13 protein-coding genes, 1 tRNA gene and 1 pseudogene are annotated in these 19,639 nt (G+C 64.2%); 8 read left to right on the top strand and 7 right to left on the bottom strand.

What is annotated here, in order from left to right:
• Nucleotides 1-7 precede the first annotated feature (7 nt).
• Genes ASC94_RS22560 through ASC94_RS22550 form a run of 3 tightly spaced genes read left to right on the top strand, consistent with a single transcriptional unit; the run spans nt 8 to nt 4,866 of the window.
• Complete coding sequence (locus tag ASC94_RS22560) at nt 8-1,183, top strand: glycoside hydrolase family 88 protein (protein WP_082616750.1); 1,176 nt, start codon at nt 8-10, stop codon at nt 1,181-1,183.
• Nucleotides 1,184-1,186: 3 nt separating this feature from the next.
• Entirely contained in the window at nt 1,187-3,562 is a 2,376-nt protein-coding gene (locus ASC94_RS22555; RefSeq protein ID WP_056400904.1) for a beta-galactosidase, read from the top strand.
• Between the two features lie 8 nt (nt 3,563-3,570).
• Nucleotides 3,571-4,866, top strand: coding sequence for a DUF2264 domain-containing protein (locus tag ASC94_RS22550; protein WP_056400900.1), 1,296 nt, complete (start codon nt 3,571-3,573; stop codon nt 4,864-4,866).
• Between the two features lie 10 nt (nt 4,867-4,876).
• Here the strand turns inward: ASC94_RS22550 and ASC94_RS22545 are convergent, their stop codons facing one another.
• Both ASC94_RS22545 and ASC94_RS22540 read right to left on the bottom strand, forming a co-directional pair.
• On the bottom strand, nt 4,877-5,935 hold the full coding sequence (locus ASC94_RS22545) for a hypothetical protein (RefSeq protein ID WP_056400895.1): 1,059 nt from the start codon (nt 5,933-5,935) through the stop codon (nt 4,877-4,879).
• Between the two features lie 62 nt (nt 5,936-5,997).
• Complete coding sequence (locus ASC94_RS22540; RefSeq protein ID WP_082616749.1) at nt 5,998-7,227, bottom strand: sugar MFS transporter; 1,230 nt, start codon at nt 7,225-7,227, stop codon at nt 5,998-6,000.
• A gap of 244 nt (nt 7,228-7,471) precedes the next feature.
• On the opposite strand from ASC94_RS22540, the gene ASC94_RS22535 reads away from it, so the two are divergent.
• Nucleotides 7,472-8,152: a hypothetical protein gene (locus tag ASC94_RS22535; RefSeq protein ID WP_157201548.1), complete on the top strand. Its 681-nt coding sequence runs from the start codon at nt 7,472-7,474 to the stop codon at nt 8,150-8,152.
• Here the strand turns inward: ASC94_RS22535 and ASC94_RS33290 are convergent.
• Nucleotides 8,149-9,246 carry an HAF repeat-containing PEP-CTERM protein gene (locus ASC94_RS33290; protein ID WP_082616748.1) on the bottom strand — a complete coding sequence of 366 codons (1,098 nt, stop codon included), beginning with the start codon at nt 9,244-9,246 and terminating at the stop codon, nt 8,149-8,151. The two genes, ASC94_RS22535 and ASC94_RS33290, sit on opposite strands and share 4 nt — an antisense overlap.
• 640 nt (nt 9,247-9,886) lie before the next feature.
• On the opposite strand from ASC94_RS33290, the gene ASC94_RS22525 reads away from it, so the two are divergent.
• The 3 genes and pseudogenes from ASC94_RS22525 to ASC94_RS33845 form a co-directional block, all read left to right on the top strand.
• On the top strand, nt 9,887-10,987 hold the full coding sequence (locus ASC94_RS22525; RefSeq protein ID WP_056400885.1) for a type II asparaginase: 1,101 nt from the start codon (nt 9,887-9,889) through the stop codon (nt 10,985-10,987).
• Nucleotides 10,988-11,313: 326 nt separating this feature from the next.
• Nucleotides 11,314-11,736, top strand: a complete 423-nt coding sequence (locus ASC94_RS22520; RefSeq protein ID WP_056400883.1) for a hypothetical protein — start codon at nt 11,314-11,316, stop codon at nt 11,734-11,736.
• Nucleotides 11,737-11,815: 79 nt separating this feature from the next.
• Nucleotides 11,816-11,995 (top strand): annotated as a pseudogene (locus ASC94_RS33845) (hypothetical protein); the annotation flags it as partial.
• 114 nt (nt 11,996-12,109) lie between these two features.
• Here ASC94_RS33845 and ASC94_RS22515 read toward each other — a convergent pair.
• Nucleotides 12,110-12,185, bottom strand: a tRNA-Arg gene (locus tag ASC94_RS22515).
• 208 nt (nt 12,186-12,393) lie between these two features.
• Between ASC94_RS22515 and ASC94_RS22510 the strand changes: the two genes are divergently transcribed.
• Nucleotides 12,394-12,963, top strand: a complete 570-nt coding sequence (locus ASC94_RS22510; protein ID WP_056400881.1) for a cytochrome c5 family protein — start codon at nt 12,394-12,396, stop codon at nt 12,961-12,963.
• A 122-nt stretch (nt 12,964-13,085) separates the two neighbouring features.
• Here ASC94_RS22510 and ASC94_RS22505 read toward each other — a convergent pair whose 3' ends face one another.
• The 3 genes from ASC94_RS22505 to ASC94_RS22495 all read right to left on the bottom strand — a co-directional run bounded on the left by ASC94_RS22505 (nt 13,086) and on the right by ASC94_RS22495 (nt 19,589).
• Nucleotides 13,086-15,140, bottom strand: a complete 2,055-nt coding sequence (locus ASC94_RS22505) for a M13 family metallopeptidase (protein ID WP_056400878.1) — start codon at nt 15,138-15,140, stop codon at nt 13,086-13,088.
• Nucleotides 15,141-15,274: 134 nt separating this feature from the next.
• Nucleotides 15,275-17,323: a M13 family metallopeptidase gene (locus ASC94_RS22500; RefSeq protein ID WP_056401526.1), complete on the bottom strand. Its 2,049-nt coding sequence runs from the start codon at nt 17,321-17,323 to the stop codon at nt 15,275-15,277.
• 25 nt (nt 17,324-17,348) lie between these two features.
• Entirely contained in the window at nt 17,349-19,589 is a 2,241-nt protein-coding gene (locus ASC94_RS22495; protein ID WP_056400875.1) for a TonB-dependent siderophore receptor, read from the bottom strand.
• Between the last annotated feature and the right edge of the window lie 50 nt (nt 19,590-19,639).

Below are 19,639 nucleotides of genomic sequence, written 5' to 3'. Positions count from 1 at the left end.
TCACAACATGATGAGAAGACGACTCTACCTGAAGGCAGCGCTGGCCGGCGTGGCCGCCATGTCCGCAGGCTGCACGCTGGGCGTGGCAGGCAAGCCTGCAGCGACGGGCGCCGTGACGAAAGCCGGCGTGCTGTCCTCGCTGCGGCTGGCCAACGACTACTGGCAGCGCAACAACAGCCCCGCGCTGTGGTCGTTCTGGGACGTCGCCGCTTACCACACCGGCAATATGGAAGCCTATTTCCTCACCGGCGACGAGCGCTACCGCCAGTACTCTACCGCCTGGGCCGAGCACAACCAGTGGAGTTCGGCCCGATCGGACGTCAAGGCGGCGTGGAAATACACCTACGGCGAAACCAGCGAGCACGTGCTGTTCGGCGACTGGCAAGTGTGCTTCCAGACCTATATCGACCTGTACCAGCTGGACCCGGTGAAAGACCCGCGCAAGATCGCGCGCGCGCGCGAAGTGATGGAATACCAGATCGGCACGCCGAACAACGATTACTGGTGGTGGGCGGACGGCCTGTACATGGTGATGCCCGTGATGACCAAGCTGTACAAGGTGACCGGCGACCACCGCTATCTGGACAAGCTGCAGGAATACTTCCTGTTCGCCGACAAGCTGATGTACGACGCCGACGCGGGCCTGTACTACCGCGACGCGAAATACATCTACCCCAAGCACAAGAGCAGCAACGGCGGCAAGGACTTCTGGGCCCGGGGCGACGGCTGGGTGTTCGCCGGACTGGCCAAGACGCTGACCGACGTGCCGGCCAGCCATCCGGGCTACGCGCTGTACCTGGAGCGCTTCCAGCGCATGGCCAAAGCCCTGAAGGCGGCGCAGCGGCCGGAAGGCTACTGGACCCGCAGCCTGCTCGACCCGGCGCACGCGCCCGGCCCGGAAACCAGCGGCACCGCCTTCTTCACCTACGCCTACCTGTGGGGCATGAACCACGGCCTGCTCGACAAGGCCGAGTATGCGCCGGTGGTGCAGCGCAGTTGGCAGTACCTGAGCAAGACCGCCTTGCAGCCGGACGGGAAGCTGGGCTATGTGCAGCCCATCGGCGAACGCGCCATTCCGGGCCAGGTGGTGGACCAGAACGCCACCGCCTCGTTCGGCGTGGGCGCCTTCCTGCTGGCCGCCGCCGAACTGGCGCGCTTCCTCGACCAACATACGCTGGGTTAATCCATGACGATCAAGTTCTCTCGCCGCCGGCACCTGCAAGGTGCTACGGTTGCAGCAGCCAGCGCGCTGCTGCCTTTTTCTACCAGTGCCCAGGCTGCCGCATCCGCAGCGGCCGCGCGCTTCGCCATCGGCCAGGACGACTTCCTGCTCGACGGCAAACCCCTCCAGATCCGCTGCGGCGAAATGCACTTTGCCCGCGTACCGCGCGAATACTGGAGCCACCGCCTGCAGGCCATCAAGGCCATGGGCCTGAACACCGTGTGCGCCTACCTGTTCTGGAATTACCATGAATGGCGCGAAGGAAAATACGACTGGAGCGGCCAGCGCGACGCGGCCGAGTTCTGCCGCCTGGCCCAGCAAGCCGGCCTGTGGGTGATCCTGCGGCCGGGCCCTTACGCCTGCGCCGAGTGGGAAATGGGCGGCCTGCCGTGGTGGCTGCTCAAGCAGCCCGGCGACGCTTTCCTGCGCACCCGCGAAGACGCCTACGTGCAGCCGGCGCGGCGCTGGCTGCGTGAAGTGGGCCGCGTGCTGGCGCCCATGCAGGTGACGCAGGGCGGTCCCATCCTGATGGTGCAGGTGGAGAACGAATACGGCTTCTTCGGCGAAGACCTGGACTATATGCGCGTGATGCGCCAGGCCCTGCTGGACGCGCGCTTCGACGTGCCGCTGTTCCAGTGCAATCCCACCAACGCGGTGGTGAAATCGCACATCCCCGAGCTGTTCTCGGTGGCCAACTTCGGCAGCGACCCGGCCACCGGCTTCAAGGAGCTGGCCAAGGTGCAGCGCGGCCCGCTGATGTGCGGCGAGTACTACTCCGGCTGGTTCGACACCTGGGGCGCGCCGCACCGGCGCGGCTCGGCCGACAAGGCGGTGGCCGACATCCAGGCCATGCTGAAGGCCAACGGTTCCTTCAGCCTGTACATGGCGCACGGCGGCACCACCTTCGGCCTGTGGGGCGGGTGCGACCGCCCCTTCCGCCCCGACACCACCAGCTACGACTACGACGCGCCCATCGGCGAGGCCGGCTGGACCGGCGACAAGTTCAACGCCTACCGCGACGGCATCAGGCCGCTGCTGCCAGCCGGCGAAACGCTGCCGGAGGCGCCGCCGCGCATGCCGGTCATCACCATTCCACCGTTCGCGCTGCAGGAAAGCGCCGCCGTGATGGCCAACCTGCCGGCGCGCACCATCAGCGACGTGTCGCCCAAGCCGATCGAGCAATACGATATCAGCCGCGGCCTGGTGGCCTACCGCGTGACCTTGCCGGCCGGCCCGGCGGGCACGCTGGCGGCAGCCAAGGTGCGCGACCTGGCCTGGGTGTTCGTGGACGGCAAGCAGGTGGGCACCATGGATACGCGGCACCGCCGCTTCAAGGTGGCGCTGGCCGCGCGCAGCAAGCCGGTCACCGTCGACATCCTGCTGTACACCATCGCGCGCGTGAACTTCGGCGTGGAGATACACGACCGCAAGGGCTTGCACGGCCCGGTGACCTTCACGCCCAAGGATGGCCAGCCGCAAGCCGTGGAAAACTGGGCCATCCGCGCCATCGACTTCGACGCCGACGGCGTGCTGCCGCCGCTGCAATGGAAGCGCGGCCACGCCCAGGGCCCGGCATTCTGGCGCGGCAGCTTCAACGCCACCGCCAGCGGCGACACCTTCCTTGACATGGCCGGCTGGGGCCAGGGCGTCGTGTGGATCAACGGCCGCTGCCTGGGCCGCTACTGGAGCATCGGCCCCACGCAGACCATGTACCTGCCCGGCCCTTGGATCAAGCGCGGCCGCAATGAAGTGGTGGTGCTGGACCTGACCGGCCCGCGCAGCGCGCGCATCGCCGGCCTGGCCATGCCGGTGCTGGACCAGTTGCGGCCCGAGCTGGACCTGGCCCGTCCGCCCAGCACCGCCAAGCTGCAGCTGGATGGCGTGGCGCCGGTGCACGCGGCCGAATTCGCGCCCGGTTCCGCCACCCAGGACGTGATGTTCGCCGCGCCCGCCACCGGCCGCCAGTTCTGCCTGGAATCGCTGAACGCCTTCGACGGCAAGAGCTACGCGGCGGTGGCGGAAATCGCCCTGCTGGACAAGGCCGGCAAGCCGCTCAACCAGTCCAGCTGGACCATCGCCTACGCCAGCAGCGAGGAGGCGCGCAAGGAGGACGGCTCGGCGCTGAACGCCATCAACGGCCAGAATACCGACTACTGGCACACCGCCTACAGCGGTGCGGCTGCCAGCATGCCGCATCCGCACCGTATCATTATCGACCTGGGCAAAGCGACGGAAGTGGCGGGCCTGCGCTATGTGCCGCGCCAGGGCACGGCGGAGGTGACCGGCCGCATCAAGCAGTACCGCATCTATATCGGCGACCAGCTCGTCACGGGCAATTAGGAGAACACATGGAACGACGCAACTTCATGCGCACGCTGGCGGCAGGCACGGCCGGCTCGGCGATGAGCGGCCTGATCACCGCCAGCGGCACGCTGGCCTACGGCAGCGCCGCCGCCGCCACTGCCGCCACGGCCACGGCTGCCGGCGGCGACCGCGCCTACCTGCTGGGGCTGCTGCAAAAAATGTCCGACCCGGTGCTGTCGGCCATGTCGCAAGGCCAGCTGCGCAAAAAGTTCGCGCTGGAACTCAGCCCCACCTGGGACGGGCGCGACTCCGGCGTGGCCTACCTGGAATGCTTCGGCCGCCTGATCGCGGGCGTGGCGCCGTGGCTCGCGCTGCCGGCCGACGCCACGCAGGAAGGCCGCTACCGCCAGCGCATGCAGCAGATGGCGCTGCAAAGCTTCGTGCACTCGGTGGACCCGGCCAGCCCGGACTGCCTGCTGTGGAAAGGCCCGGGCCAGACGCTGGTCGATTCGGCCTATTACACCAACGCCCTGATGCGCGCGCCCAAGACCTTGTGGGAGCCGCTCGACAGCACCACCAAGCAGCGCATCATCGCCGCCATCAAAGGCCTGCGCCGCATCGAGCCGCCTTACATCAACTGGATGCTGTTCGCCGCCATGAACGAGGCGTGGTTGATGTCCATCGGCGAGGAATACGACCCGATGCGCATGAACGTGGCGATCCGCAAGATCAACGAATGGTACGTGGGCGACGGCTGGATCAAGGATGGCGAAGCCTTCCACTTCGACTACTACAACTCTTACGTGATGTACCCGATGCTGGTGGAAATCCTGGACGTGCTGGCCAGGTTCAAGGGCCCATTCTGGAACGGCAAGCCTGAGGAATTGCAGGCGCAGGCCGTCAAGCGCATGCAGCGCTACAGCGAGCACCTGGAGCGCTTCATCGGCACCGACGGCAGCTACCCGCCCATCGGCCGCTCGCTCACCTACCGCACCGCCGCCTTCCAGCCGCTGGCCCTGCTGGCCTTGCGCAAGCAGCTGCCGCCCTCGCTGCCCGAAGGCCAGGTGCGCGCCGCGCTGCACGCGGTGCACAAGGCAGTGTGGACCGAGCCGAGCAACTTCACCAAGGACGGCTACCTGACCATCGGCTTCGTCGGCCACCAGCCGGAGCTGGGCGACTGGTATTCCAACAACGGCAGCATGTACATCGCGTCCACCACGCTACTGCCGCTGGGCCTGCCGGAAAGCGACAGCTACTGGACCGCGCCGGCGCAGGACTGGACCCAGAAGAAGGCCTTCGCCGGCCGCAAGTTCCCCAAGGACTACCACGTCAGCTACTAGGCGTCAGGAATTAATACTGTTCCTTGTTGATGACGAAGTACATGCGGTAGGCGGTGTCCAGCACCGTCTTCGCCTGCTCGGCGGCTTCCTCGGCCGGCATGCGCAGCTGGCGCACGTAGTGCTGCGCCAGCGCGCGCTCGGCCGGCGCGTAGTGCGCCTGGATGGCCGCGTAGAGTTTCTTGTTGGTCTTGTCCTGCTGCGACCACGCCAGCAGGTTCTCTTCCACCTCGTCGCGCGTGTTGTAGGGATTGTCCGCCACCCAGGGGCGCAGGGCCGCGTTGGCCCAGGCCTGCTGCACGCTGGCGCGCACGCGCGCTGTGGGCTGCCAGAAGCTTTCCTCCTTGCCGCTGCCCAGCGTACGGTCCAGCAGCGCGGCCAGCTTGCGCACCGGCTGCGGCAGCAGCTGCACCGCGTGCTGCACCTGCGGCCGGAACTGCACTTCGCAGGCCAGCTTGGGCACGCCGGCAGCGGGCACGTACACTTTCCAGTTGCCTGAAAAACCGCCCGGCTCGGCGATGTACAGCATCCACAGCGCGCTGTCGCCGGTCTTGCGGAAGATGAAGGGCGCGCGCCAGCCATCGCTGAACGGCGCGCCCAGGCGGGCATTGCGCTCGTCCGCATCGGTGCCCAGGTAGTCCCTGGCGCTCATGGCCTGGTCCACCACGCGCACTTTGTGCATGTCGCCGCGCCAGCCCAGCGGCACCTCTTCCACCACCAGGCGCTTGCCGTTGACCGGGGCGGTCTGCCAGTAGATGCTGCGCGGCTTGTATTCGGGGAGGGGAACTTGGGTGAACACGTCCGGGTCGAATTCCGGCACGTCGCCGCCGGTCAGGCTGGTGCTCTTGGGGCCAAGCACCAGGTCGCTGCCGAAGTCGTCCGGGATCGCGTCGGGATGCGTCCACGGCAGGACGCTGGCGGATTTGTGGCCCAGCACGGCCAGCTGCAGCGCCGCCTTGCACTCGGCCAGGTCTTTTCCGTTCGTCAGCCGTGGCCATTCTTGGGCCAGGGCGCTGGTCGATACCAGGGCAAGCGCGGCCAGCGCGCCGCAATACAGTTTATCCAGATTCATGGCATTCCATTGAGTCGATCGCGCGGCACTCGCTGCGCGATTAACTATTTTACAATGGAATTTTAGGTAGCTGCGTCCGGGAAAGCATTAGTCGTGCGCGCCCCCCAAAGCGCATAGAACAGCACATACACTTCGCACGCAGCGGTGAGCAGGAAAGAGGCCTGCAGGCCGTAGATATCGGCCAGCCAGCCCTGCACCACCACCAGCGCGCCACCGGCAATGGCCATGATCAGCAAGCCGGCGCCCTCTTCGGTCAGCGGACCCAGGCCCTTGATGCCCAGCGTGAAAATAGTGGGGAACATGATCGAATGGAACAGGCCCACGGAAATCAGCGCCCACATGGCGGTCGGGCCGGTGCTGAAGGTGGCCACCAGCATCACGATGCAGGCGCCGACGCTGGCCGCCGCCAGCACGTGCTCTGCGGAGATGGAGCGCATCAGCATGCTGCCGACGAAACGGCCCACCATCATGCCGCCCCACAGCAGGAACAGGTAGTGCGAGGCCTGCTCATGGTTGACGTTGCCGATGTTGGGCTGCGACACGAAGTTGATGAACAGGTTGGCCACGCCGATTTCGGCGATCAAATAGATGAAGATGGCCGGGATGCCGAACACCAGGTTGCGGTGGCGCCACAGCGAATGCGATGCCCGCTCGGCTTTCGAGACGCGGCTGGTGGCGGCGCCCATTTCCGGCAGCGGGAAGCGCGCGATGATGACCGCCAGCACAACCAGCACGGCCGCCACGATCAGATAGGGCAGCTGCACGGCTTGCGCGTCCGCCAGGCGCTCGGCCTGGGTCAGCACGTGGCCGGCGTCGGCGGTGCCGGAGCTGGAACGGCCCAGGATCAGGTAGCCGCCGAACAGCGGCGCGAACATGGTGCCCAGCGAATTGAAGGCTTGCACCAGGTTCAGGCGCGAGGACGCGGTCTGCGGCGTGCCCACCACTGCCACGTAGGGATTGGCCGCCACCTGCAGTAGCGTAATGCCGCAGGCAATAACGAACAGCGCCACCAGCGTGACAATATAGGACGGCAGGCGCGCGGCCGGTATCATCATCAGCGCGCCCAGCGCCATGATGGACAGGCCGACCACCAGCGATTTCTTGTAGCCGATGCGCTCGATCAGGCGCGCCGCCGGTATGGAGGCGACAAAGTAGGCGATGAACCAGACCGACTCGATCAAAGTGGTCTGCGTGTAGTTCAGTTCGAACACGCTGCGCAGGTGCGGCAGCAGCGTGTTGTTGATGACGGTAATGAAGCCCCAGGTGAAGAACAGGCTGGCAAGCAGCGACATGGCCGACTTGTAGCTTGCGGTTGCGGGCGCTTGCCCAATCGAAGATGTACTTGCAGAAACAATAGGCGCAGCCACGGAACGTCCCCTGAAATCTTATTTTGGAGCCTTCCATGCTAGAGCTTTAAGCTATTCAATACCAATAACTAAATTAGCCGAATCTATACCGATTTTGATATCGCTCTTTGTGTGCGTTGGTGATTTGGCAAGTATTTTAGAATGGCGCTTTCTGATGAGGAAACCCACCATGAACTTGTCCCCAATGTGCCGTGCGCTCGGCGCCGCTGCCTGCCTGCTGGCCATCCACACCGCCGCGCTGGCCGACGATCCGCTGTGGGCGCGCTCGCAAGCGCTGCTGTTGAAAAACAAGGGCCTGGTGGCGCAGAACATCGCGACCAAGCTGGACACCGGCGGCTTCCTTTCCACCGGCGAGGGCGGGTATGAAACCGTGCTGCAGCGCTTCGACATCACCGGCAGGCCGGTGCGCGGAGCGAAAGACGAGGCAACGGAAAACAACCCCGACTACAAGGCTTCGAAGCTGGACATGGCGCTGGCCAACCATTTCGCCAACAATCCGGAACACCTGTTCGAGAACGCGTCCGGCGTCACGCGGCTGGCGGACCAGCAAGTGAACGGCGAAACGCTGGCCGTGTTCGACGTGCGCGCGGAACACGTGCTGAAGCGCACCCTGCCGGTCGCCATGCGGGTATGGGTGAAACCGGACAGCGGCGCGCCGGTGAAGGCGGACGGCATGATGGAGGTGCCGGCGCCGTTCGGCCCGCGCGCGCCGTTCAAGGTCCGCTACACCACCGACTCGGCCGGCAGGACCCTGCCCGCGCAGGTGTGGCTGGAGTACGATTACCTGACCACGACCCGCAATCACATCAAGTTCGACCACACGCTGAGCAACTGGAAGCCGCGGCCTTAGGCGCCGGACTGCCGCCTGCGTGTCCAGCCCAGCACACCCAGTCCGGCCAGCAGCATGCCGTAGGTGGCAGGCTCGGGCACCGGCGACAGCAGCACGCCGAGGCATTGGACGTTATTAGCGTCGCAGGCCATGGCGGTAATGTCTCCGTGATCGTTAATATCCGACGGCAGGCGGATATGCCAGCCGTCGGCGCCAACCAGCAGCGTGTCCAGGTCGTACTGCACGCCATCCTGGTAAAGGTAAGCGTGATCGTTCAAGAGACCCCAGCCGGTAGAGAACCTGCCCACCACGTCGCCCAGGTTGTTGATGGCGATGGCCGAATTGTCCCCCGTGTAGCTGCCAAGCACCTGCATCTGTCCATTCACGTAAATGAAGGAATGTTCGTGCACCGCGCTGCCGGAGCCGTAAGTAGAACTGCCCACCGCCACGTTGGCGTCGTTCAGGTCACGCGCAGAGCTGCGCCGATCCGAACTGAGGTCTGTCGGCAGCAGACCCAGCTCCACCAGCTGGCCGTTGATGACAAGTTGCGCCCGCCGGACGCCCTCGTCCGGAGACGAGTAGCCAGCCACGTTGCCGCTGGCGTTGATGGCCGTGGCGTAATCGATCGGCAGCAAGGTGGTGGTGCCGTTGTTCCACAGGAAGGAGGTGGCGCCATAACTGTTCTCGGTGCTGGCCACCACCGTCCCGGACGCGTTGGCTGCATACGCCTGCGTGTAATGGAAGTATGGCGACTGCACCGCGTCGGGCAGGATGGTCAGCGCGCCCTGATAGTACACCGCGCCCCTCACGACTTCAACGCCATTCTCCATCGTAGGCCGGTTGTAGCCGACCACGTGGCCCGCCGGCCCCACGCCGTGCACACCGTACATTTCTTGCGGCAGGTGCGTTAGCTGGCCTGCCTGCCAGGTGAATGCGCCCGATGCGCCATCCGGCATGTACCAGCCGCCACCGACGAGGCCATTATTGTTGATTCCGGCTGGACTGTAGCCAGGGTTCGGGCTGAAAAACGTCAGCGAGTAGCTGGGTGCGGCAAAGGCAGTGGGAACACAGGCGGCAAGCAGCAGCGCCGACAACAAGCGAATGCATGTAGGCATGGCGATTCTCCAAAGTTGTTTAATTGCTACCTGGGAGAATCGATGATATACCTCGTCCGGCAGCCGACATGGGGCGCACGATACGCGGGGGAATGTTTGACAAAAAAATTGCAGCTTGCACGCTGCTATAAACCTTGTGCTGCCGATCGCGGCGGCAGTATCGAAACTGATACGCAGATGGACGCCTAATTATGACAATTCATACTCGGGCGCCGGTACCCAAGCCTACCCGTTTCAAAAAGCCTCATGTAATCAATGGCCTGATCCAATAGTCCGGCTTGCCACTCCCGTGGCACGGATAGTGCTCTCTGTTGGGAAAAGCATCGTCGACGGCGGGCATCCGCTGCGAGTCGCTTTTTACGACAAATAAAACGGAGACAAAGCCAATGAACCAAGCAATTCCCCCCCGAACGCGCAGGCCAGCTTCCTGACGTAAGCGCCGGCACCGCCCGTCTGGCGGCACCGCTTGCGCGCCACTCCATCGCCCGTTTCACGGCTGACCGAGCGCCGCACCTCGATTCCGGGTGCGGCGTTCCAATGTACCCGGCCGCGCGCAGTTATACCTGCCGCACCAGCTTATTAGTCGTTTATGAAAGCATCATCAGCAGCTTCCCATCCCTCTAACTCTCTTGGAGACTCTATGTACGTTCCTATTTCCTCCCGTCTGTTGTCCGCGCTGTCCACTCCGCTGTGCGCCCTGGCGCTGCTGGCCGGGACCGTTCCAGCGGTCCGCGCCGCTGACGCCGCGCCGTCGGCCCACGTAACCATTTTGGCCACCGGCGGCACCATCGCCGGCAGCGGCGCCACCACGACCACGACGGTCGGCTACACCGCCGCTACAGTCGGGGTCGACCGCCTGATCCAGGCCGTGCCGGAACTGGCCAAGGTGGCGCAAGTCAAGGGCGAGCAAGTGTTTCAGATCGCCAGCGAAAACATGAGCAACGAACACTGGCTGGTGCTGGCCAAGCGCGTTAACACGCTGCTGGCGCAGCCGGACGTCGACGGCATCGTCATCACACACGGCACCGATACGCTGGAAGAGACCGCCTACTTCCTCGACATGGTGGTGAAGAGCCACAAGCCGGTCGTGCTGGTCGGCGCCATGCGTCCGGGCACCGCGCTGTCGGCGGACGGCCCGATCAACCTGTACAACGCGGTGCTGCTGGCGGCCAGCAAGGACGCCATCGGCAAGGGCGTGCTGGTGGCCTTGAACGACCAGATCCAGGGCGCGCGCGATGTCACCAAGACCAACACCTCGACCCTGGACAGCTTCAAGACGACGGAGCTGGGCATGCTGGGCTACATCCAGGGCAACCGCCCCTACTTCTACCGCGCCAGCACGCGCAAGCACACCGCCGACACCGAATTCGACATCAGCAAGCTTGATGCGCTGCCGCAAGTGGACATCGTCTACGGCTACGCCAACGTGAGCCCGGTGGCGCTGGATGCGCTGGTGGCCGCTGGCGCCAAGGGCATCATTCACGCCGGCGTCGGCGACGGCAGCCTGGCTTCCAAGGTCCTGCCTTCGCTGACCGCCGCCCGCAAGCAAGGCGTGCTGATCGTGCGCTCGGCCCGCGTCGGCCAGGGCATCGTGGCCCGCAACGGCGAAGCCAACGACGACAAGCTGGACTTCGTGGTTTCCGACACGCTGAACCCGCAAAAAGCCCGCATCCTGCTGATGCTGGCCCTGACCAAGACCAGCGACAGCAAGGAAATCCAGCGCATGTTCTACACCTACTGAAACTGGGGAAACGCCGGGGGCAGGCCTGCCAGGGTGCAAACCGCATGCGCGGCGACTCTGGTTGCCCGGCCCCGTCCTCGCGCAGCGGCCGCAGGCCCACCGCAGGCCGGACAAGCTCGGCCGCCGGCGCTTAGCATTCGTGAAAATGTTCGGTTGAAAATTCGTGTCCGTAATCGAAAAATTGTGGGCACGAATCCAATGTAACCAGCGCGCATCAATATCCAAATTTCCCGTTGACGATTGTCTTTTATGAATTAATATTTGTTAGTTGATCAGCACCAACAAATTTGTATCTTCGTAGTTTGAAGCAAGCTTATGAGGTAGCTATGCGAAAACGCATCAATTTATTACTTTCTATTGCTTCCCTTCTCGCGATTTTTGGCTGCGCAGCACACCCTCGCGTGGAGGTGGACTTAGCTGGAATCGGCTCAAGCGAGATCGGCAAGATAATCGAAAGAAACTTTGGCAATTCCAACGATAGCGTCAAGGGGAAGATAAATGAGCTCATTTACAGCAAGAAGATCGCCACTGCATCTGATAAAAAACTGGCGTTGGAGGAAATCGGGCTTCGTTGCGAATTCGCACCCCTTTGTACTTACCATGCCACTGCTAAGTCCAAACTTATCAATTCGGATGGCACAGTACTCCCGAGTAACAAACTCATCCACACCTACGACATAACAGCGGATTACTCCAGCGAGACGATCAAATCGGCCGTATCCGTCGTAGTCGAACGCGACCAAAATTAAAATTGAATGGCGCGTGTTGCGCAATACTACGAAAGCGCTGCAGGTGTTGTGCACATCATGACTAGGCACCGTGCGCTAGCGGCCTGAGACAGCCAAAGGCACCGTGTTCCTAACCCTGGAAGATGAGACGGGCAACGTCAACGTAATCGTCTGGCGGGGCTGGTAGAAGAACACCGCCGCGAGGTGAGAGGGCCAAGCGCTGGTTGACCTGTCGCACCTGCTGGGGGAGTTGGACACGCGCAGCAGGAATTTTCACTGACCCAAGATGTGGGCCACGTGATCGCAAACTAACGGTCCTTAATGCAGAGTGTAGCCCTGCCATAACCCCGGCAAAGGATGGACGCGAAAGGATCACGTAAGTCATTGATTTTAATGGTGCGGCTGGCGGGGATCGAACCCACAACCCTTGGCTTCGGAGGCCAATACTCTATCCATTGAGCTACAGCCGCGTAGGAGGGAACTTCGGAGGTGACAGAAGGATACCGGGTTTCGTCTTGTGCGTCCATGAAAAGTGTCGCTTTTGCACCGTTCTACATCCACAGGCAATCTTTTGAGACTATAATCGCCCGTTTGGCGAGCAAATGCGCTTCTTCACCTGCATGCAAAACCGATAACGTAACGCCGACGCAAGTTTCGAAATTTGTTATTAAGGAAATCATGAGCGACGCACACAACCACGAATCCGCCATCAGAACGCCCAAGCAGCTCGCAGCAGCAGTGATCGGCTTCTTCCTCATCACCGTGCTGGGCATCGCCCTGCTGGTGCAGTTCGTTACCGCCACCAAGCTGACCGGTGCCGGCACGGAAAGCCAGTCCGCCGAAGCGATCGGCAAGCGTCTGCAGCCGGTGGCCGACGTGGGCTTTACCCTGAAGGACGCGAACGCGCCGAAGGTGCTGCAATCGGGTGAGGCCATTTATTCGTCCACCTGCGCGGCTTGCCACGGCGCCGGCGTGGCCGGTGCGCCGAAAGTGGGCGACAACGGCGCCTGGGGCGCCCGCCTGGCGCAAGGTTATGACACGGTGGTGAAGCACGCTATCGAGGGCCTGCGCGCTATGCCGGCCAAGGGCGGCAATCCGGATCTGGATGACGTGGAAGTGGCGCGCGCTGTGGTGTTCATGGCGAATAAGTCGGGGGGCAGCTTGAAGGAGCCTGCTGTGCCTGCGGCGCCGGCTGCTGCGCCTGCAAGCGCTCCTGCAACCGCTCCCGCGGAGGCGCCTAAGGGCTGATGGTGGCGGAGCTGGCGGGTTACGCTGCGCTAACCCGCCCTACGGTTGTATGGGCCCACCCACGGCTTTTGCGGCCCTTTTTAAAAAAACCGCTCATTTGATTGAGCGGTTTTTTTTCGTCCTTACCAGATGATGACGCGTTCTTTTGGCGCCAGGTACATCTTGTCGCCTTGCTTGACCTTGAAGGCTTCGTAGAAGCCCGGCTGGTTGCGCATGGTGCCGTTGGCGCGGAACTGGCCCGGGGAGTGCGGGTCGGTCTTGATGCGGCTGATCATTTCGGGATCACGCATCTTGCTGCGCCATACTTGTGCAAAGCCCATGAAGAAGCGCTGGTCGCCCGTCAGGCCGTCGATCACCGGCGCCGGCTTGCCCTTCAGCGACAGCTTGTAGGCCTTGTAGGCAATCGCTACGCCGGAGTTGTCGGCGATGTTTTCGCCCAGCGTCAGCTCGCCGTTCACGTTGTAGCCAGGCAGCGGGCTGAAGGCGCTGTATTGCGCCACCAGGGCCTTGGTCTTGGCTTCGAAGTTCTTGTGGTCGGCCGCGCTCCACCAGTCGCGCAGGTTGCCGTCGCCGTCGTACTGGGCGCCCTGGTCGTCGAAGCCGTGGCTGATCTCGTGGCCGATAACGGCGCCGATGCCGCCGTAGTTGACGGCGTCGTCCGCGTTGGCGTCAAAGAACGGCGGCTGCAGGATGGCGGCCGGGAACACGATCTCGTTCATCTCCGGGTTGTAGTAGGCGTTCACGGTCTGCGGCGTCATGCCCCATTCGTCGCGGTCGATCGGTTTGCCCAGCTTGTTGATTTCCTTGTCGTAGTCGGCCTGGCGCGAACGCTGCACGTTGCCTACCAGGTCGTCGCGCGTGACCACCAGCGCGGAGTAGTCGCGCCATTTGTTCGGGTAGCCGATCTTGGTGGTGAACTTGGCCAGCTTGGCTTGCGCCTGCTTCTTGGTGGCCGGGCTCATCCAGTCCAGCTTGTCGATGCTCTGCTTGTAGGCCACCAGCAGGTTCTTTACCAGCGCTTCCATGCGCGCCTTGCGCTCGGCCGGGAAGTGCTGCTCGACGTAGACCTTGCCCACCGACTCGCCCAGCGCGCCTTCCACTGCCGCCACGCCGCGTTTCCAGCGCGGACGCTGTTCCTTGGCGCCGCTCAGCACGGTGCCGTAGAAGGCGAAGTTTTCATCGACGAAGGCTTTCGACAGGTAGGCCGCGTTGGCGCGCACGGCGTGCCACTGGAAGTAGGCTTTCCAGGTGTCCAGCGGGGTGGCCGCCAGTACCTCGTTAAAGCCCTTCAGGTAGGTGGGCTGGCTGACGATGACGTAGTTCACCTTGCCGCTGATCTTCAGCGCGTCCAGGTAGGCGTTCCAGTCGTAGCCCGGGGTCAGTTCGCCCAGCTTGGCGACCTCGACCTTGTTGTAGGCCTTGATCGGGTCGCGCAGTTCCACCTTGCTCCACTGGATCTTGGCCAGTTCGGTTTCCAGCGCGACGATGGCCTTGGCCTTGGCGGGGCCGTCCTTGTCGCCCGCCAGGGTCAGCATCTTGGCGATGTGCTGCTCATATTTGGCCAGGGTGTCGGCCAGCTTGGCGTCGTCCTTTTTCAGGTAGTAGTCGCGGTCCGGCAGGCCGAGGCCGCTTTGCACGAAGTCCACCACGTATTTGGTGGAATCCTTGTTGTCCTGGTGGATGCCGAGGTCGATCGGCGCGGCGGCGCCGGTCTGGTTGTTGCGGGCGATCAGCGCGGGCAGCTGCTTCTTGTCGCTCAGCGCGGCGATGCGGGCCAGCTCGGCGTTCAGCGGCGCGGCGCCCAGCTGCTCCAGCTTGGCTTCATCCATGTAGCTGGCGTAGAAGGCGCCGATGCGCTGTTCGTCGGCGCCGGCGTTCTGCTTGGCGGCGGCCTGCTCGATGATGGCGCGCAGCTGCGGCTGGATGTCGTCGTGCAGCTTGGCGAAGCTGCCCCAGTTGGACTTGTCGGCCGGGATCTCGGTGGTGGCCAGCCACTTGCCGCTCAAGTGGGTGAAGAAGTCGTCCTGGGCGCGCACGGACGGATCGATGTATTCCACGGCAATGCCGGACGTCAGCTTGCCGGCGGTGGGGCTCTTGGCCGCGTCGGCGGCGCCGGCCAGGCCGGTGGCGCCAGCCAGCAGGCCCAGGGTTAATGCACTCAACAGATGTCGTTTCACAGCTACTTCCCTCTCATTGTTTGTCTGGTTATTATTCCGGCTCGTGGCCGGTTTTTTACTCTAGCACAGCGCTGCGGCGCTGATAACAAAAAGACCACTTGTCGTGGCCTTTTTGCTGCTTCTTTTCCTGCTGCTTACCAGATGATCACGCGCTGTTCGGGCGCGAGGTACATCGGGTCGCCTTCCTTCACGCCGAAGGCGTCGTAGAAGCCGGGCTGGTTCTTCATGGTGCCGTTGGCGCGGAACTGGCCGGGCGAGTGCGGGTCGGTCTTGACCTGCTTGATCTGCGCCTCTTCGCGCATCTTGCTGCGCCACACCTGGCCGAAGCCCATGTAGAAGCGCTGCTCGCCGGTCAGCTTGTCGATCACCGGCGCCGGCTTGCCGCCCAGGGACAGCTTGTAGGCCTTGTAGGCCACCGCCACGCCGGAGTTGTCGGCAATGTTCTCGCCCAGGGTCAGCGCGCCGTTCACGTAGTAGCCGGGCAGCGGGCTGTAGCCATCGTACTGCTTGGTCAGCGCGTCGGCCTTGGCCTTGAAGTTGGCGCGGTCGGCGGCGGTCCACCAGTCGCGCAGGTTGCCGTCGCCGTCGGACTGGCTGCCCTTGTCGTCGAAGCCGTGGCTGATCTCGTGGCCGATGACGGCGCCGATGCCGCCGTAGTTCACGGCGTCGTCGGCGCGCGCATCGAAGAACGGCGGCTGCAGGATGGCGGCCGGGAACACGATCTCGTTGGTGGTGGAACGGTAGTAGGCGTTCACGGTCTGCGGCGTCATGCCCCATTCCTCGCGGTCCACCGGCGCGCCCAGCTTGGCCAGGTTGCGGCGGTAGCTGAACTCGGCGGCGCGGCGCATATTGCCGGCCAGGTCGCCAGCCACAATGCTCAGGCTGCTGTAGTCGCGCCACTTGTTCGGATAGCCGATCTTGGTGGTGAACTTGGCCAGCTTGGCCTGCGCCTCGCGCTTGGTCTCAGGGCTCATCCAGTCCAGGTTGTCGATGCTGTCCTTGTAGGCCGCCATCAGGTTCTTCACCAGCGCTTCCATGCGCGCCTTGCGGTCTGCCGGGAAGTACTGCGCCACGTACAGCTTGCCCAGGCCTTCGCCGATGGCGCCTTCCACTACGCGCACGCCGTTCTTCCAGCGCGGCTCCTGCACCGTCACGCCGTTGATGACGCCGCTGTAGAAGGCGAAGTCGGCGTCGGCGAAGGCCTTGTTCAGGTAAGGCGAGGCGTCGCGCAGCAGCTGCCACTCGAAGTAGGCCTTCCAGGTGTTCAGCTCGGTGGCCTCGGCCAGCTTGGCGAAGCCGGCCAGGTAGCTCGGCTGGTTGACGATGATGGTGTCGGTCTTGGTGGCGATGCCGGCCTTGCCCATGGCGTCTTTCCAGTCATAGCCCGGCGCCAGTTCGGCCAGCTTGGCGATCTCGGTCTTGTTGTAGCGCTTGACCGGGTCGCGGTTGTCCACCTTAGTCCACTGCACTTCGGCCAGCGCGGTTTCCAGCGCCATGATGGCTTGCGCGTCCTCGGCGGCGTTCTTGTGGCCGGCCATGGCGAGCGTGTTGGCGATGTGGGCCACGTACTTGTCGCGCACGGCGGCCAGCTTGGCGTCGTCCTTCTTCAGGTAGTAGTCGCGGTCCGGCAGGCCCAGGCCGCTCTGCGCGATGCTGGCGGCGTGCTGGGTGGAGTTGCGCGCGTCCTGGCTGACGTAGACGCCGTAGGGCACGCTTACGCCGATGCGGGTCAGGTGGGCGATCATGCCCGGCAGGGCTTTCTTGTCCTTCAGGCCGCGGATGGCGCTCAGCTCGCCGGCCAGCGGCTTGATGCCCAGTTTTTCCAGCGCCGCTTCGTTCATGTAGCTGGCGTACAGGTCGGCGATCTTTTGCGCCTCGCTGCCCTGCTTCTGCTTGGTCTTCTGGGTTTCCTCGATCAGGCCGCGCAGCTGCGGCAGGGTGTCGTCGCGCAGCTTGGCGAAGGAACCCCAGCTCGACTTGTCGTCGGGGATCTTGGTGGCTTTCAGCCAGCCGCCGTTCAGGTGGGTGAAGAAGTCGTCCTGCGCGCGCACGCTGGAATCGATGTACTGGGTGTCGATGCCCGAGATGGGGCCGGCGGCGGGGACGGAATGGTCGCCTTCATGCGCGCCGGCTTGGGTGGCCAGCAGGCCGATGACCAGGGTGCTCAGCAAAGTGCGTTTCAACAGCGGTTTCAACTTCTCTCTCCTTTTAGAATTTGGTTTCCAGGCGCGCAGTCCACACTCGGTAAGTGGGGTTGAGCGTCGTGGAGCGTTGCGACAGTCCGTTAGTGTAGACCAGGTTGCCGCCGCTGGCCTCGTCGGCCAGCAGGTTGGCGGCGGCGATGCGCAGCTGGGTCAGCGGCGTCATTTTCCACAGCACGTGCGCGTCCACCACGCGCTTGCGGCTGGCTTCCACCGTCTGGCTGACGCTGGTTTGCACGCGGATAGCCGGGGTCCAGTTGTAGCTGGCGCCCACGGACAGGGGCCAGTCCTTCATGCGGTAGTCCAGGCCCAGGTTGGCGGTCTGTTTCGGCTGCTGGTCGAGGCGGTTGTCCGGACCGGGGATGCCGTCCACGCGCGACCAGAAGCGGCTGTAGTTGCTGCGGAAATCGATGGCGGGCGCGTCGTCCATCAGCTCGGCGAGCTGGAACTTCGCTTCCAGTTCAATGCCCTTGGTGCGCGCGTGCGCGACGTTGCCGGGCGTGGACACCCAGCGCGGGCCTGTGCTGGTTTGCTGCAGGCTCAGTTCGCGCCGGATCAGGTTGTCGATGTCGCGCACGAAGCCACTGGCGCTGACGATGCCGCTGCGGCCCAGGTAGTGTTCGAACGCCATGTCCAGGCCGGTGGCCAGCTCGGGCTTGAGGTTGGGGTTGCCGGTGCGGTCGGGGCGCGTAGCGCTGTTCAGGCGCGACAGCGCGGGCAAGGCGATCAGGTCCTGCACATTGGGCGACTTGTAGCTCTTGGTCAGGCTCATGCGCAGCTGGTCCTTGCTGGTGCCGGGAATGCGGTAGACGCCGTGCAGCAGCGGGCTGAACACGCTGCTGGTATTGCTGACGGTGCTGGTGTTGCTGATACCGGTGCTGCCGGCCGCAGCAGTGCCGCCGATCGCAGCGGCGCTGCGATCGCTGGTGGTGCGGATGCCTTCCCAGCGCGCGCCCATGTACACGCCCCACTGCGGCGTGATGTCCCATTCATCCTGCGCGAACACGGCCAGGCGGCGCGTGTCGGCGCTGAGGTTGTCGCCGGAATCGTCGAACTGGGCGTTGCCGTTCTTGTCGGTGCCAACCTTGGTCTGCTCGCGGCGGCTGGTTTCTATGTCCCAGCCGGCTGCCAGCAGGTGGCCGGCGCCCATCGGCGCGCTGTATTTGCCACCGGTGTTGACGCTGCGGTCGCGCGTGCTGTCGGTGTCGTGGAAGCGGTCCAGCAGGGTGCCGGCGTTGTCGAACTGGCTGCGCACGGCGTCGCTGTCGCGGCGCGCCAGGCCGAGGCCGAATTTCACGTCCAGCTTGGCAGCGCCCTGCAGCTTGTGCAGCCAGTTGCCGAAGCCGCGCATCATGGTGGCGCTGGCATGGGTGCGCGTGAACGCCTGGTTGTATTCGGGCGGGACGGCGCCGGCCAGCTGCGCCAGGTCGCTGCGCGAGTCCGTATCGCCGCGGTTGGCCATGATAAAGGGCTGGAAGTTCAGCGTGTCGCCGTTGCCGAACTTGTAGGACAGGCGCGGCGTGAGGTGCAGGCTGTCGCTGCTGCCGCTGCTGCGCTCATCCACCTCCTGCAGCTTGGCGACGTCCCCGTCGTCCTCGGTGTCGCTGATGACGGCATGGCCGAAGTCCTTCTGGCGGTGCTTGCCCAAGGTGCCGGACAGGGTGTAGCTAAGGGCGCCGGCCTTGCCCGGCACGGTCAGCGACACATTGGGCGAGTGCAGGCTGCGCTCGTAGCTGTCGGTCAGCTTGAGCTGCACGTCGCGCTGCTGGTAGCCGTCGCGCAGGATGACGTTGATGGTGCCGGCGATGGCGCGCGTGCTGTTCTCGGCCACGGGGCCTCGCATCACTTCCACGCGCTCCACCTGGTCGGGCGACAGCGATTCCAGCGAAAAGCCGCCCGGCGCGCGTTCGCCGTTGAGCAGGATCTGCGTGTAGCCGCTGCCCAGGCCGCGCATGCGCACGTCGCCGCCCCGGCCGGGACGGCCGCCGCCGATGGTCACGCCGGGCAGGCGCTTGAGCACATCGCCCAGAGTGCTGTCGCCGTTGCGGTCCAGTTCCTCGCGGCCGTAGACCTGCTTGCCGGCAGTGGCATTGCGGCGCTCGGCCATGTCGTCCTGGCGGCCGCCGCTGATGGTGACTTTCTGGAGCGCCTTGTTGTCTTCTTTTGCTGGCTGGACTGTTTCCTGTGCGCCTGCGCTGACGTGGGCACCTATTAATGCCAGGCAGGCAAGGGGAATCAGTTTGCTCATGCCGCCATTTTAAGCGGCGCGGGCGCCAGCCGTCTGCGCCGGGGCGCGCT

The sequence above is a fragment of the Massilia sp. Root418 genome (assembly GCF_001425265.1).
Lineage (GTDB): Bacteria > Pseudomonadota > Gammaproteobacteria > Burkholderiales > Burkholderiaceae_D > Rugamonas.
The sequence above is the reverse complement of the archived record's forward strand: the minus strand, read 5'-3'. Positions and strand labels throughout refer to the sequence as shown.

What these genes read in the sequence shown, in the direction of transcription:
- ASC94_RS22560 (WP_082616750.1), top strand. Translation starts at nt 8, where the DNA reads ATGATGAGAAGACGACTCTACCTGAAGGCAGCGCTGGCCGGCGTGGCC.
- ASC94_RS22555 (WP_056400904.1), top strand. Translation starts at nt 1,187, where the DNA reads ATGACGATCAAGTTCTCTCGCCGCCGGCACCTGCAAGGTGCTACGGTT.
- ASC94_RS22550 (WP_056400900.1), top strand. Translation starts at nt 3,571, where the DNA reads ATGGAACGACGCAACTTCATGCGCACGCTGGCGGCAGGCACGGCCGGC.
- ASC94_RS22545 (WP_056400895.1), bottom strand. Translation starts at nt 5,935, where the DNA reads ATGAATCTGGATAAACTGTATTGCGGCGCGCTGGCCGCGCTTGCCCTG.
- ASC94_RS22540 (WP_082616749.1), bottom strand. Translation starts at nt 7,227, where the DNA reads ATGTCGCTGCTTGCCAGCCTGTTCTTCACCTGGGGCTTCATTACCGTC.
- ASC94_RS22535 (WP_157201548.1), top strand. Translation starts at nt 7,472, where the DNA reads ATGAACTTGTCCCCAATGTGCCGTGCGCTCGGCGCCGCTGCCTGCCTG.
- ASC94_RS33290 (WP_082616748.1), bottom strand. Translation starts at nt 9,246, where the DNA reads ATGCCTACATGCATTCGCTTGTTGTCGGCGCTGCTGCTTGCCGCCTGT.
- ASC94_RS22525 (WP_056400885.1), top strand. Translation starts at nt 9,887, where the DNA reads ATGTACGTTCCTATTTCCTCCCGTCTGTTGTCCGCGCTGTCCACTCCG.
- ASC94_RS22520 (WP_056400883.1), top strand. Translation starts at nt 11,314, where the DNA reads ATGCGAAAACGCATCAATTTATTACTTTCTATTGCTTCCCTTCTCGCG.
- ASC94_RS22510 (WP_056400881.1), top strand. Translation starts at nt 12,394, where the DNA reads ATGAGCGACGCACACAACCACGAATCCGCCATCAGAACGCCCAAGCAG.
- ASC94_RS22495 (WP_056400875.1), bottom strand. Translation starts at nt 19,589, where the DNA reads ATGAGCAAACTGATTCCCCTTGCCTGCCTGGCATTAATAGGTGCCCAC.